The organism is Pseudomonas sp. CCI1.1 (assembly GCF_034348165.1).
Classification (GTDB): domain Bacteria; phylum Pseudomonadota; class Gammaproteobacteria; order Pseudomonadales; family Pseudomonadaceae; genus Aquipseudomonas; species Aquipseudomonas paracarnis.
Map to the genome: position 1 here is coordinate 5315176 of NZ_CP133780.1, position 13699 is coordinate 5328874.

The window sequence follows — 13699 nt, forward strand, 5'->3', positions numbered from 1 at the left end:
CCTGCGATGGGCCCTGCAGGTCAGCCCAGATGCTGGACCAAGCCCTGATAGCAAGTCGCCAAATGATAGGGCGTAGTCGAAGGCATATCCCGTCGGCTCACCTTACCCTCGGCATCCAGGCATTCATGCCAACCCTTGGCATGCAAAAAGCGCTGTTGCAACGCCTGCAACTGACGCTGCAGCACCGCTTCGCTACCTGGTCGCAATGTCAGCGCCCGCAGGTACTCCGCCTGTGCCCAGATCCGTTGGGTACCGTCGCGCACCGTGCCATCCAGCGCGAGCATGCCGCTGACCGCCCCGCTTAACTTATCCACACCCTTTTGCTCGGCATAGGCAAATGCCCGTGTCAGCGAGCCATGCAGCGCGGTGCCGCGTAGCGCAGCTGAAGACTCGAGCAAAAAGAACCATTCGAACTGATGCCCCGGCTCAAACCAGTTATCCACAGCGCCCACAGGTTTTTCCATCATCACGCCGTGCTCGCGGTCGATGAAACGTTGCTGCATGGCCGTCGCCAGTGCCAGCAGGGCCGCTTGTACCTCGGCGTCCTCACGCACTGCGAGGGTGGCCAGGAAACCTTCGGCCAGGTGCATCAGCGGGTTTTGCAACGGGCCTGAGTTGAGGGAGGCCCAATTGCGTTCCAGTACGGCCTCGTACAAGCCGTCACCGGTGGCAAAACGTTGGGCGACGACTTCCAGGGCAGCGTTGAGCACCGATTCCACCAACGGCTCACGCATCTTGGCCCAGTAATGGGCGCAGGCAAAAATAATGAAGGCGTGGGTGTAGAGGTCTTTGCGCTTGTCCAGCGGTTGGCCGGCAGGGTCGATGCTGTAGAACCAGCCACCGTGTTCGGCATCATGAAAGTGCCGTTGCAGGGAGCGAAACAGCGCTGCCGCACGTTCTTCGGCGAAAGCCGCGCCGGGTTCGCCGATCAGGCTGGCGAACAGGTACAGCTGCCGGGCGCAGGCCATGGCGCGATAGCGCTGGGGGGGCAGTGGCTGGTGGTCGGCGTCCAGGGCCTCAAAGGGCAGTGCCAGGTCGGCATTCCAGCCCGGGCCTTGCCAGAGAGGCACGATCAGGTCATGGAAGTGCGTGAGCACAGGCGTCAGGGAAGAGGGGGAAGCGATGGGCATTGGCTGGCGTCGTCACGGCAGGGGTGTAGGCGCGCATGGTAGCAGGCTGATCGTTCCCACGCTCTGCGTGGGAATGCATTTTATGACGCTCTGCGTCATGCTTTGGGACGCAGAGCGTCCTCGGCTGCGTTCCCACGCGGAGCGTGGGAACGAGAGGCCCTCAGCAGTGCCGCAAATCAGCCCGCCAGCAACCACACCCCAGTCGCCGCCGAAGCCGCCCCGGCCACTCGCACCAAGGGTGCAGCAGCAGCTGGCAAAAAGCGCACGACTGCATAACCGGCTGCATGCAACGCCGCGGTCGCCCCCACAAACCCAGCGGCATACGCCCAAGGGCTGGTCATATCCGGCAGTTCCAGGCCATGGGCCACGCCATGAAACAGCGCAAACAACGCCGTGGCGCCCACGGCCACGAACAGCGGCGGCCGCACCGCCAATGCTACCGCCAGGCCCAAGGCCAGCACCGAAGCAGCAATCCCGCTTTCCAGCGCCGGCAGTTGCAGCCCTTCAAAACCCAGCACGCCGCCGATCAGCATGGTGCCGACAAAGGTGCATGGCAGCGCCCAGCGCGCGGCGCCTTTTTGTTGGGCCGCCCAGAGGCCTACCGCAAGCATGGCCAGCAAGTGATCGAGGCCGCCCAGGGGATGGCTGATACCGGCCATCAGGCCATTGTCGCCATGGCCCGGATGGGCGAAGGCCAGGGCAGGCGCGAGCAGCAGCGCGGCGGCGGCGAAAAGTCTGTTGAGTCTCATGGACAGGTTCCTTATGGGTTGATCAGGCGGCGGTCAGCAGGCCCTGGCGTTCGATGAAGGCGACGATGTCATCCAGGCCGACCCCGGTTTTCTGGTTGCTGAACACAAAGGGTTTGCCGTTGCGCATGCGTTGAGTGTCGCTGTTCATCAGGTCCAGCGACGCGCCGACCAGCGGGGCCAGGTCGATTTTGTTGATCACCAGCAGGTCGGATTTGCAAATGCCAGGCCCGCCCTTGCGCGGCAGCTTGTCGCCCGCAGACACATCGATCACATAGATGGTCAGGTCCGACAGTTCCGGGCTGAAGGTGGCCGACAGGTTGTCGCCGCCGGACTCCACCAGAATCAGGTCCAGGCCCGGAAAACGACGGTTGAGTTGGTCCACGGCCTCCAGGTTGATCGAGGCATCTTCGCGAATCGCCGTGTGTGGGCAGCCGCCGGTTTCCACGCCGATGATGCGCTCCGGCGCCAGGGCCTGGTTGCGCACCAGGAAGTCGGCATCTTCACGGGTATAGATGTCGTTGGTCACCACCGCCAGGTTGTAGCGATCGCGCAGCGCCAGGCACAGGGCCAGGGTCAGGGCGGTCTTGCCCGAGCCTACCGGGCCGCCGATACCGACGCGCAGGGGTTGTGTGTTCATGTGCTTCTCCAGAATCAGGAACGGAACAGGCGGCTGTACTGGCGCTCGTGGGCCATGCACGCCAGGGACAGGCCAAAAGCAGCGCTGCCCAAATGGTTAGGGTTAATGCGCTCGGCATCCTGCTGGGCTTGTTGCAGCAGCGGCAGCAGTTCACTGGTTAGACGCTGGGCGGCTTGCTGGCCCAGTGGAAGGGTTTTCATCAGCACGGCCAATTGGTTTTCCAGCCAGCTCCACAGCCAGGCGGCGAGGGCGTCGTCGGCGTTGATGTGCCAGGCGCGCGCGGCCAAGGCCCAGCCAAGGGCCAGGTGCGGTTCGTCGCGTTGAGCGAGAAAGTCACGGGCGCTGTCGTCCAGTTCCGGCAAGCCGTTGAGCAACTGTTGCAGGGAGTAGCCCATCTGGCGGCTTTCCTGATACAGCTCCCAGCTCTCACGGCTGGCGCGATGCTCGTCGCACCACTGCGCCAGTTGTGCCCAGTCCTGCTCGATGGCTGCGCGGCAATGGGCGAGCAACAGCGGTGCTTCGAAACGCGCCAGGTTGAGCAGCAACTGGTCACTGATCCAGCGTCGGGCGCTCGCGGCATCCTGTACGCGGCCGTTGTCCACCGCCATTTCCAGGCCCTGGGAATAGCTGTAGCCGCCAATCGGCAATTGCGGACTGGCCAGGCGTAGAAGCGCCCAGGCTGGGTTCATAGACGTACGCCGAACTGATGCAGCTTGGGGGCGTAGTTGAAGTCTTCATCCCCATGGCGCGAATGATGATGGCCGCCGCCATAGGCGCCGTGCTCGGGTTGAAACGGCGCTTCGATGGTCTGTGCATCGGCACCCAGCTGTTCAAGCATGGCCTTGAGCACGTAGTCATCGAGCAGGCGCAGCCAACCGTCACCGACTTGCAGGGCTACATGGCGGTTGCCTAGGTGATAGGCGGCGCGAGTCAACTCGAACGCGTTGCGGCAGGTGACATGCAGCAGTTGTTCAGGGCGGGCGTACACCCGTACGACGCGTCCGTCTTCTGCCTGTAGGAATTCGCCATCGTGCAAGGGCGGCTGGCCCCGCTCCAAAAACAGGCCGACGTCTTCACCGTCGGCACTGAAACAGCGCAGGCGGCTTTTGCTGCGGGCTTCGTAATTGAGCAGCAACTCGGCGGCCCAGAGGGCTTGGGGGGCGATTCGGCGATGTATCACCAGCATCAGAGAGCTTCCAGCTGTGAGCGATGAAAGACCTAGAGCAAGGGGCTTGCCAATCACGGAATTGAGTCGGAATTCCCTGTAGTCAGGCAGGCATGCTGCTCAATAGGGCGTCAGATAATTCAGTGCGTGAATCAATTTGGTGCGTGGCGAGGTTTATAGCACCGGCGAAGGGCGTTTTGCGTTGATGGAGGCGCTTGTCTTGATGAAATTTCTTTCATCTTTTTCTCTGTAGGCAGTTTTTAGGATTTGTCCTACGAATCATGAGGATTTGGAGTTCATGAGATTACCTGAGGGTTCTTTAGGCTATGCGCCCTGTTTAATACCACCGCGACGTTCATCATGCTTCGATCAATTTTCTGTATATGCCTGGTCAGCCTGACCTTCTTTATTTCATCGGCATCGGCCAATTTTCAGCCCCGCGCCAGCTTCGGCTCGTCGCTGCAAAGCCTCAAGCCGGCTTCCATCGACGACGTGATCGACCGCGCCCATGAGTTGCTCGGTACGCCCTACAAGTGGGGCGGCACCTCGGCGGAGCAGGGCTTCGATTGCAGCAGCTTCCTGGTGTACCTGTTCAAGACCCAGGCCAATATCCAGATACCGCGCACCACCACGGCCATGCACCGTTCATCGGCGGCGACCATCAAGCGCAATGCGTTGAAGCCTGGGGATGCGGTGTTTTTCAAAGGCAACGGGCGCGGCCAGGTCAGCCATGTCGGGCTTTACATTGGCCACGGCAAATTCATTCATTCGCCGCGCACCGGCAAAACCATTCGTATCGATTCATTGAGCAATAGCTACTGGAACAAGCACTACACCACCGCCAAACGGTTCCACACGGCGGGTTGATTGCTTTATTCGGTGCTGCCCAGCCCTTGCCAATGCTTGAGGCCGATAAAGATAAAGCGCAGTTGCTGGGTGATTTTCGCTTGGGGCGTAAGGTGGGCCGGCAGGGCGTGGGCCGGTGGGTCGATGATATCGGGCAGGGTGGCGAACACGCTCTTGACGATCAGGTCGGCCATCACATGCAAACCTTCGGCATCCAAGTGCTGGAGTTTGGGCATCAGCGTCAGGTCGGCGGCCAGGTCGCGGGTGATGTCTTCGCGCAGGGCGGCGATGGCTTGGCGCACGGCCAGGCAGCCGCCGTACTGTTCGCGAGCCAGGAACAGGAACTGAGAGCGGTTAGCCGAAACCACATCGAGAAAGATGCGCACCGAGGCATCAATGATGCCGCCCATCACGAATTCGTTGTGGCGCACCAGGCGGATCGTGGCGCGAAAGGTCTGGCCGACCTCGCTGACCAGTACCAGCCCCAACTGGTCCATATCGGCGAAATGGCGATAGAAACCGGTGGGCACGATACCCGCCGTCTTGGCCACTTCACGCAGGCTCAGGCTGCCAAACCCACGGCCACACTCCATCAGATGGCGGGCTGCGTCCATCAGGGCGAGGCGGGTCTGTTGCTTCTGTTCGGCGCGGGGCAGCATGAGCGGATGAGCTTTGTCGGCAAGTACAGCGACGCACTCTAGCAAAAGCGCTTTGCCGGCGTCGAACTTGGCAGGGGCGGGGCGTGACGCGGTCTATATAAAAGCAAAAGCCCGATCGGCAGATCGGGCTTTTTTCTGGGCCACCACAGGCTTAGCTCTGTGCTTGATGCAGTTCTTGCAGACGGTCGGCACCGCCTTCAGCAACGCCTTCGGTGTAGGCACGTTTGTTGGCTTGTTCAGCACCGCCTTCGACCAAACCTTTCTCTTGCAGACGGTTGTAGCCATTTTCAGCTACGGCGCCTTTGGCGTAATCACGGTTTTCGTCTTCTTGCGAACCGCTGCGAGCCACGGTTTGGCTGGTTTGCACTGCTTGGGCTTTGTTCTGTGGGGTGGCCTGTTCGGCAGCTGGCAGGGCAAAGGCGCTGGAAGCCAGGACAGATAACAGAACGGTAGCGAGTAATTGGCGTTTCATGATGGTTGCTCCTAGGGAGGGCGATAAAGTGGGTACAGGGCTAATGTTACCCTTGATAAGTCGATATAAAAGTTCATAAACACAATGGTAATAATCAACAGAATTGATTGTTCTCGCGGGAGGCTCTAGATCGAGCCTCTCAAGCCCGCGGCTTTGCACCGATGTGGGTATTTTCGACACGAACCTGGGTAACAATGGTGCGTCGTCGATGGGGAAAATTGTCTGGTTGATCAGGAAAATCGCTTTTTTCGGCTAAATCCGCCGTTGCGTTAAACCCCCAGGCACTTTGCCAGTCGTAGTCCTATAAGCTGTTTAAAAGGCTGTTGCCCAGCCAGTCGTATTCAGGAGTCCTGTGCAATGACGCGCACTCGTAAAATTCTCGCTTGGAGCTGCGCCAGCTTCGTTCTGTTGATTGCCATCGTGGTACTGGTGTTGGTGTTCTTCGACTGGAACCGCATCAAGCCGCCCCTCAATGCCAAAGTCTCCGAAGAACTGCATCGTCCATTCGCCATTAACGGCAACCTCGCGGTGGTGTGGCAGCGTGAGCCCGATGAAGGCGGCTGGCGCGCCTGGGTGCCGTGGCCCCATGTGATTGCCGAAGACCTGACCCTGGGTAACCCCGATTGGTCGAAACAACCGCAGATGGTCACGCTCAAGAAGGTTGAGCTGCGCATTTCGCCCCTGGCCTTGCTGGTGCAGCGTGTGGTGATCCCCCGCATCGACCTCACCGAACCCAGTGCCCAGTTGCAGCGCCTGGCGGATGGCCGCGCCAACTGGACGTTCAAGTTCGACCCCAAGGACCCCAACGCCGAACCGTCCAACTGGGTGGTGGATATTGGCGCCATCGGCTTCGACAAAGGCCATGTGACCCTTGACGATCAAAGCCTCAAGACCCAGCTGGATGTGATCATCGACCCGCTGGGCAAGCCGATCCCCTTCGGTGAAATCGTCGGCGACGCCGATGCCAAGAAGGCCCTGGAAAAAGGCTCGGCGCCCCAGGACTACGCGTTCGGCCTCAAGGTCAAAGGTCAATATCATGGTCAGAAGCTCGCGGGCACGGGCAAGATCGGTGGCTTGCTGGCCTTGCAGGACGCGGCCAAGCCGTTCCCGCTGCAAGCCCAGGTCAAGATCGCGGACACCAGCATCGCCCTGGCCGGCACCCTGACCGACCCGCTGAACCTCGGCGCCCTGGACCTGCGCCTGAAGCTTTCAGGCAGCAGTCTGGGCAACCTGTATCCGCTGACCGGCGTGACCCTGCCGGATTCGCCGGCCTATTCCACCGACGGCCACCTGATCGCCAAACTGCATGAGCCCAGCGGCGCCTCCTTCCGCTACGAGAACTTCAACGGCAAGATCGGCAACAGCGACATCCACGGCGACCTGGCCTATGTCGCCAGCCAGCCACGCCCCAAGCTCAGTGGCGCGCTGGTGTCCAACCAACTGCTGATGGATGACCTGGCGCCTTTGATTGGCGCGGACTCCAACGCCAAACAAAAAGCCCGTGGCGGTGAAAGCAAACAGCCGGCCACCAAAGTGCTGCCGGTTGAGGAGTTCCGCACCGAGCGTTGGCGCGATATGGATGCCGACGTCGAGTTCACCGGCAAGCGCATCGTGCACAGCGCCGATTTGCCCTTTACCGATCTTTATACGCACCTGGTGCTCAACGACGGCCAACTGAGCCTCGAACCCCTGCGCTTTGGCGTGGCCGGTGGGAAGCTCGATGCGCAGATTCGCTTGAACGGCCGCACTACGCCGATGGAGGGCCGCGCCAAGCTGACGGCGCGCAACTTCAAGCTCAAGCAGTTGTTCCCGACTTTCGAACCGATGAAAACCAGCTTCGGTGAACTCAACGGCGATGCTGATATTACCGGGCGCGGTAACTCGGTGGCGGCACTGTTGGGCACATCCAACGGTGACCTGAAGATGCTCATCAACGATGGTGCCATCAGCCGAAGCCTGATGGAAATCGCCGGGCTCAACGTGGGCAACTACGTGGTCGGCCGCCTGTTCGGCGACGAAGAGGTAAAGATCAACTGCGCGGCGGCGGACTTCGGCATCAAGACGGGCCTGGCGACCACACGGTTGTTTGTGTTCGATACCGAGAACGCGATCATCTACATCGACGGCACCGCGAATATGGCCACCGAGCAACTGGACCTGACCATCACGCCGGAATCCAAGGGTTTTCGCCTGTTCTCCCTGCGTTCACCGCTTTACGTCAATGGACCTTTCATCAAGCCCAATGCTGGCGTGAAAGCCATTCCGTTGGCGCTACGTGGTGCAGGCATGGTCGCCCTGGGCGTGATCGCCGGGCCGGCCGCCGGCTTGCTCGCCTTGGTTGCCCCAAGCGGTGGCGAGCCCAATGAGTGCGCACCGTTGCTGCAACAGATGAAGGAAGGCAAGGCGCCCAAGACCGTGAAGTAATTGTGGGAGCGGGCTTGCCCGCGATAGCGGGGTATCAGTCAATGATTTATCAACTGATCCAACGCTATCGCGAGCAAGCCCGCTCCCACAGGGGGATGTTGCGGTGTTAGTTATTACAGATCCTGCAGAATATCCGCCATATCGTCCGCGTGTTCTTCTTCCTGAGCCAGGATGTCTTCGAAGATGCGGCGGGTAGTCGGGTCTTTGTCACCGATGTACTGGATGATCTCTCGGTAGCTGTCTACTGCAATCCGCTCGGCCACCAGGTCTTCGTAGACCATTTCCTTCAAGGTGTTACCCGCCACGTATTGCGCATGGGAATTTTTCGACAGCAGGTCGGGGTTGAACTCCGGCTCGCCGCCCAGTTGCACGATACGCTCGGCCAGTTTGTCAGCGTGCTCGGCTTCCTGGGTCGCATGTTCCAGGAACTCATCGGCAGCCACGCTGGCCTTGAGGCCGTTGGCCATGAAGTAGTGACGCTTGTAGCGCAACACGCAGACCAGTTCAGTGGCCAGCGACTCGTTGAGCAGTCGGATGATTTCCTGACGGTCGGCGTCGTAGCCTTCGGTCACGGCACCGTTTTCGACGTTCTGGCGGGCGCGGCTGCGCAGGGTCGCAACGTCAGTCAGTTGTGCTTGAGTCATTTCAATCTCCTGGGGCTAATCCGGTTGTACGCCACGCTCTGCCGGCGTGATCGCTATTGGTTGTGAGTCCCGGGCCAGGCGAAAAGTTTTATCGGATTTAACAGGATGTGTCCTGAGGGCGTCTGACCGGTGTGGTCCAGCGCTCCGACAGGATCACTCCACCCAGGGTCAGCAAGCCACCCACTAGGTGATACCGCGCCAACTCTTCCTTCAGCACCACCGCCGCAATCAGCGCGGTAATCAGCGGCAGCAGGTTGAAGAACAACGTGGTACGGCTGGGCCCCAGGGTCTTGACCGAGTGCATCCACGCCAGCGGTGCCAGCATCGAAGCCAGCAGGCAGGCATATAGCACCAGCGGAATATTCGCCCAGCCCAAACCGGCCTTGGCCGAGAACAGATACAGCGGCAGCAGCACCATCACCGCGACCAGCACCTGCAAATACAGCAGCACCAACGGCGGCAGGCGCAGCTGCCATTTTTTCAGCAGGGTGCTGTAGACCGCATAAGCCAATGTTGCCACCAGCATCATGCCGTCGCCCAGGTTGACCCCATGTTGCAGCAACGCGCCCAGGCTGCCGGCCGACACCACCACGATCACGCCTGCGAACGACAGCACCGCGCCGGTCAGCGCACCGAAGGTCAGGCGTTGGCCAAGGCTGATGATCGCGGCGGTCAGCGCCATCAACGGCATCAGAGACAGGATGATGCCCATATTGGTGGCGCTGGTCAGCGTCGCGGCGTAATAGGCCAGGCTTTGATACACCGCCATGCCGAGCACGCCGAGGATAAAGATCTTGCCCAGGTTGGGACGGATCTGCGGCCAGTGGGCGACCACCGGTTTGAGCATGAACGGCGTGAACAGCAACGCAGCGAACAGCCAGCGGTAAAAGCCGATTTCAGCCGGGAAGATCGAGCCCACGGCCAATTTGTTGACCACGGTGTTGCCGGCCCAGATAAAGATAGCCAGCAGCGGATACGCGTATTGCATTGAAAAGAAACCCAGTGTGTTGACGAGGCAGGATTATCCTCTGTCTGGATCGAAGCCTATACTGCGATCCAGACAACTGAGCGTTGAATCCAGACAATATGTCCCGACACACCGTACGCCTGCCCGATTTCGCCCGCCTGCCCAGCCCGGTGTACTTTCGGTATTCCGATTTTGCCCCGGACACCGAATGCACCCCCCACCAGCACACATGGGGCTCGCTGGATTACTCGGCCAGCGGCGTGATGCGCATGGAAGTGGCGGGCAATCGCTTCATGTCGCCACCGCAATACGCCGTGTGGGTGCCGCCGCTTACCGAGCACAGCTCCTACAATGCCGAGGCGATTGTCTACCACTCCGTAGGGCTGGCGCCGCAGCTGTGCGAGCAGTTGCCGCAGCAGCCTTGCACCCTGGCGATCAGCGACATTCTCAAGGCGATCCTCAAGGATTTCGCCCTGCGCGATGTCAATGCACCGCGCACCGATGCCGACATCCGCCTGGCCCAGGTGCTGGTGGACCAGCTCAGGCAGGCGCCGGTCCACGACTGCTTCCTGCCCTACGCCCGCCACCCGGGATTGCTTGGGGTCTTGGAGGGCATGCAGGCAGAACCGGGAGACAACCGCCCTCTGGCGCAATGGGCCGAGCAGGTGCATGTGAGCGAGCGCACCCTGGCGCGCCAGTTTGTGCGCGAGCTGGGCATGAGCTTCGGCGAATGGCGCCAGCGCTTGCGCTACCTGGCGGCCATCGAAGCGCTGGACAGCGACCGCAGCGTGCAACACGTGGCGTTTGATCTGGGCTACAGCACCGCCTCGGCGTTTATCGCCATGTTCCAACGCCACGCCGGCTGCACGCCGGAGCAATATCGGCGGGCGAACATTCGTGGCCGGTGAAGTTGTAACAGGTTTTGACTACACTGCGCTGTAGGCCGTGCCCGTCGGCACGGTAACAGGGAGAAAACTCCATGAAGATGCTGCGTATTCCGTTGTTGATGATGGGCCTGCTGATGTGTGCCCAGGGTTTTGCCGCCACTGCCCAGCAAAACAAAATGACCACCTGCAATGCCGAGGCCACCACCAAGACGCTCAAGGGCGATGACCGTAAGGCCTTCATGAAGACCTGCCTGTCGGCACCTGCCGCCAACGACGCCAAGACCCTGACCCCGCAGCAGCAGAAGATGAAAGACTGCAATGCGTCGGCGAAAACCAAGGCGTTGACCGGTGATGCGCGCAAGACATTCATGAGCACCTGCCTCAAGGGCTGATCGCGAGTTCACGAATGCTGCAGAACCCCTGTGGGAGCTGGCTTGCCTGCGATTGCGTCGCCTCGGTATGACGGATACACCGAGGTGCCCGCATCGCAGGCAAGCCAGCTCCCACACTTGATCGTATTCACAACACCCGCTCTCGCTTGATTCTTCCAAGGCTGGCAGACTGCCCATCCTTCAACGCCGTTTGTTTTGAGGCTGTATGCCAACGTTTTCTCAGCGTCATGTGTTGTTGCTGTCCAGCTACATCATCATTTTCGGCGGGTTGCTGCTGGTACTGCCGCTGAAATTGCTGCCCAGCCTGCTGGCCGGCCTGTTGGTCTATGAACTGGTCAACATGCTCACCCCTCAACTGCAACGCCTGATCGAAGGCCGGCGCGCGCGCTGGCTGGCGGTGGCCTTGCTGGGCACCTTGATCGTCAGCGTGTTGGCCTTGATCTTCGCCGGCGCCATCAGCTTCTTGCTCCACGAAGCGGAAAACCCCGGGGCTTCCCTGGACAAATTCATGGGCGTGGTCGACCGCGCGCGCGGGCAATTGCCGCCGTCCATCGACGCCTATTTACCCGCCAGCGCCGCGGAGTTTCGCGTGGCCATCGGTGATTGGCTAAGCAAGCACCTGAGCGAACTGCAACTGGTTGGCAAAGACGCCGCCCACATGTTCGTCACCTTGCTGATCGGCATGGTGCTGGGTGCGATCATCGCCTTGCAGCGCGTGCCCGACTTGACCAAGCGCAAACCCCTGGCCGCCGCGCTGTTCGACCGCCTGCACCTGTTGGTCCAGGCGTTTCGCAACATCGTCTTCGCCCAGATCAAGATCGCCGCGCTCAACACCGCCTTCACCGCGGTGTTCCTGGCAGTGGTGCTGCCGTTGTGTGGCATTCACCTGCCGTTGACCAAGACCCTGATCGTGCTGACCTTCCTGCTCGGTCTGCTGCCCGTGATCGGCAACCTGATCTCCAACACCCTGATCACCATCGTGGCGCTGTCGCTGTCGATCTGGGTGGCGGTGGCGGCGCTGGGGTATTTGATCGTGATCCACAAGGTCGAGTACTTCCTCAACGCGCGAATCGTCGGCGGGCAGATCAGTGCCAAGTCATGGGAATTGCTGTTGGCGATGCTGGTGTTTGAGGCAGCGTTCGGCCTGCCGGGGGTGGTGGCGGGGCCGATTTACTATGCCTATCTGAAAAGCGAGCTGAAGCTGGGTGGGATGGTTTAAGCCTTGTGTCGCCTGGGCTGACGCCATCGCGGGCAAGCCCGCTCCCACATTGAAATGCGATCACCTGTGGGAGCTGGCTTGCCTGCGATGACGGCCTGCCAGCCGAAGCCTATCTACCTGAAACCCCAACGATCCAACTATGTGGGCTTGCTCGCGAAGGGCGCGCCACGGTTTCAGCTAAAACTCAGCTGCCGTAACGCTTGCTCGCCTCAATCGCCAAACCACTGCCAATGCTGCCGAAGATATTACCTTCCACATGCCGCGCATTCGGCAGCATTGCCGAGATGCTGTGGCGCAGTGCCGGAATGCCGCTGGAACCACCGGTAAAGAACACCGTATCCACCTGGGCCACGCTCACCGAGGCGTCATTGAGCAACTGCGTGACACTGCCGCGCACGCGTTCGAGCAGGTTGTCGATGGACGATTCGAACAGCGCGCGGCTCAGGTCTACGCTCAGGCCCGCTTCGATGCGGTCCAGCGGCACGTGGCGGCGGTCTTGATGGGTGAGCTGGATCTTGGTTTCTTCCACTTCCATGGCAAGCCAGTGCCCAGCACGCTGTTCGATCAGCTTGAACAGGCGGTCGATGCCGCCGGTGTCTTCGATGTCGTAGCGCATGCTGCCCAGGGCCAGCTGGGATTTTTGCGAGTACACCGAGTTGATGGTGTGCCAGGTCGCCAGGTTCATGTGATGGCTGGTGGGCATGTAGGCGCCGCTCTTCATGCGGCTGCCGTAGCCGAACAGCGGCATCATGCCAGCCAGCGAGAGTTGTTTGTCGAAGTCGGTGCCGCCGATGTGCACGCCGCCGGTGGCGAGGATGTCGCTCTGGCGGTTGTCGTTGTGACGACGATCCGGCGACAGGCGCACCAGGGAGAAGTCGGAGGTACCACCGCCGATATCGACGATCAATACCAGCTCTTCTTTCTCGATGGTGGACTCGTAGTCGAACGCCGCTGCAATCGGTTCGTACTGGAACGAGATGTCCTTGAAGCCGATCTTGCGCGCCACATCCACCAGGGTGTTTTCCGCTTCCTGGTCGGCCATCGGGTCGTCATCGACGAAGAATACCGGGCGGCCCAGTACCACTTCTTCGAATTCACGACCGGCGTTGGCTTCGGCGCGGCTCTTGAGCTGGCCGATAAACAGTGCCAGCAGGTCGGTGAAGGGCATGGCAGTGCCGAGCACGCTGGTGTCGTGCTTGATCAGCTTGGAACCCAGCAGGCTCTTGAGCGAGCGCATCAGGCGGCCTTCGTAGTTCTCCAGGTATTCGTGCAGCGCCAGGCGACCGTACACCGGGCGGCGTTCCTCGAAGTTGAAGAAGACCACTGACGGCAGGGTGATTTTTCCGTCCTCCAGCGCGATCAGCGTCTCCTCGCCGGGGCGGATCCAGCCGACGGTGGAGTTGGACGTGCCGAAGTCAATGCCGCAGGCACGGGCTGGAGATTCGTTTTTCATGTCTAACAGGTTCCGGTCAAAAAACGGCCGCGCAGTGTATGTCACTCGCGAGCGG

15 protein-coding genes are annotated in these 13699 nt (G+C 60.7%); 5 read left to right on the forward strand and 10 right to left on the reverse strand.

Annotation, left to right across the window (positions count from 1 at the left end; all coding sequences use genetic code 11):
• Nucleotides 1-20 precede the first annotated feature (20 nt).
• The 5 genes from RHM69_RS23975 to ureE form a co-directional block, all read right to left on the reverse strand.
• Entirely contained in the window at nt 21-1130 is a 1110-nt protein-coding gene (locus tag RHM69_RS23975; protein WP_058410312.1) for an AGE family epimerase/isomerase, read from the reverse strand.
• Nucleotides 1131-1306: 176 nt separating this feature from the next.
• The gene (locus tag RHM69_RS23980; RefSeq protein WP_014716692.1) at nt 1307-1879 is read right to left on the reverse strand and encodes a HupE/UreJ family protein; all 573 of its coding nucleotides are present in this window, start codon (nt 1877-1879) and stop codon (nt 1307-1309) included.
• Nucleotides 1880-1901: 22 nt separating this feature from the next.
• The gene (gene ureG, locus RHM69_RS23985; protein WP_014716693.1) at nt 1902-2516 is read right to left on the reverse strand and encodes an urease accessory protein UreG; all 615 of its coding nucleotides are present in this window, start codon (nt 2514-2516) and stop codon (nt 1902-1904) included.
• A gap of 14 nt (nt 2517-2530) precedes the next feature.
• Nucleotides 2531-3205 carry an urease accessory protein UreF gene (locus tag RHM69_RS23990; RefSeq protein WP_060767961.1) on the reverse strand — a complete coding sequence of 225 codons (675 nt, stop codon included), beginning with the start codon at nt 3203-3205 and terminating at the stop codon, nt 2531-2533.
• Nucleotides 3202-3702 carry an urease accessory protein UreE gene (gene ureE, locus RHM69_RS23995; RefSeq protein WP_060767962.1) on the reverse strand — a complete coding sequence of 167 codons (501 nt, stop codon included), beginning with the start codon at nt 3700-3702 and terminating at the stop codon, nt 3202-3204. Before ureE ends, RHM69_RS23990 begins: the two co-directional genes overlap by 4 nt.
• Nucleotides 3703-4041: 339 nt before the next feature.
• On the opposite strand from ureE, the gene RHM69_RS24000 reads away from it, so the two are divergent.
• On the forward strand, nt 4042-4548 hold the full coding sequence (locus tag RHM69_RS24000) for a C40 family peptidase (RefSeq protein WP_014716696.1): 507 nt from the start codon (nt 4042-4044) through the stop codon (nt 4546-4548).
• Between the two features lie 5 nt (nt 4549-4553).
• On the opposite strand, the gene RHM69_RS24005 is transcribed toward RHM69_RS24000, so the two are convergent.
• Nucleotides 4554-5186: a TetR family transcriptional regulator gene (locus tag RHM69_RS24005; protein WP_003188114.1), complete on the reverse strand. Its 633-nt coding sequence runs from the start codon at nt 5184-5186 to the stop codon at nt 4554-4556.
• A gap of 151 nt (nt 5187-5337) precedes the next feature.
• Nucleotides 5338-5658 (reverse strand): hypothetical protein, encoded by a 321-nt coding sequence (locus RHM69_RS24010; RefSeq protein WP_003188116.1) that lies wholly within the window; start codon nt 5656-5658, stop codon nt 5338-5340.
• A 357-nt stretch (nt 5659-6015) separates the two neighbouring features.
• On the opposite strand from RHM69_RS24010, the gene RHM69_RS24015 reads away from it, so the two are divergent.
• Nucleotides 6016-8082 carry an AsmA family protein gene (locus RHM69_RS24015; protein WP_073845632.1) on the forward strand — a complete coding sequence of 689 codons (2067 nt, stop codon included), beginning with the start codon at nt 6016-6018 and terminating at the stop codon, nt 8080-8082.
• 113 nt (nt 8083-8195) lie between these two features.
• Here the strand turns inward: RHM69_RS24015 and RHM69_RS24020 are convergent, their stop codons facing one another.
• Both RHM69_RS24020 and RHM69_RS24025 read right to left on the reverse strand, forming a co-directional pair.
• Nucleotides 8196-8726, reverse strand: coding sequence for a ferritin-like domain-containing protein (locus RHM69_RS24020; RefSeq protein ID WP_014716698.1), 531 nt, complete (start codon nt 8724-8726; stop codon nt 8196-8198).
• A gap of 97 nt (nt 8727-8823) precedes the next feature.
• Nucleotides 8824-9714 (reverse strand): DMT family transporter, encoded by an 891-nt coding sequence (locus RHM69_RS24025; RefSeq protein WP_200599531.1) that lies wholly within the window; start codon nt 9712-9714, stop codon nt 8824-8826.
• A 98-nt stretch (nt 9715-9812) separates the two neighbouring features.
• Here RHM69_RS24025 and RHM69_RS24030 point away from each other — a divergent pair, with 98 nt between their 5' ends.
• From RHM69_RS24030 to RHM69_RS24040, 3 genes are all read left to right on the forward strand, one after another.
• Nucleotides 9813-10601 carry an AraC family transcriptional regulator gene (locus RHM69_RS24030; protein ID WP_003188122.1) on the forward strand — a complete coding sequence of 263 codons (789 nt, stop codon included), beginning with the start codon at nt 9813-9815 and terminating at the stop codon, nt 10599-10601.
• A gap of 71 nt (nt 10602-10672) precedes the next feature.
• A complete protein-coding gene (locus RHM69_RS24035; RefSeq protein WP_014716700.1) occupies nt 10673-10972 on the forward strand; it encodes a PsiF family protein in 300 nt (99 codons plus the stop codon).
• Nucleotides 10973-11177: 205 nt separating this feature from the next.
• On the forward strand, nt 11178-12191 hold the full coding sequence (locus tag RHM69_RS24040) for an AI-2E family transporter (RefSeq protein ID WP_003188124.1): 1014 nt from the start codon (nt 11178-11180) through the stop codon (nt 12189-12191).
• 184 nt (nt 12192-12375) lie between these two features.
• Here the strand turns inward: RHM69_RS24040 and RHM69_RS24045 are convergent, their stop codons facing one another.
• Nucleotides 12376-13644, reverse strand: coding sequence for an Hsp70 family protein (locus tag RHM69_RS24045; protein ID WP_038448682.1), 1269 nt, complete (start codon nt 13642-13644; stop codon nt 12376-12378).
• Nucleotides 13645-13699 lie beyond the last annotated feature (55 nt).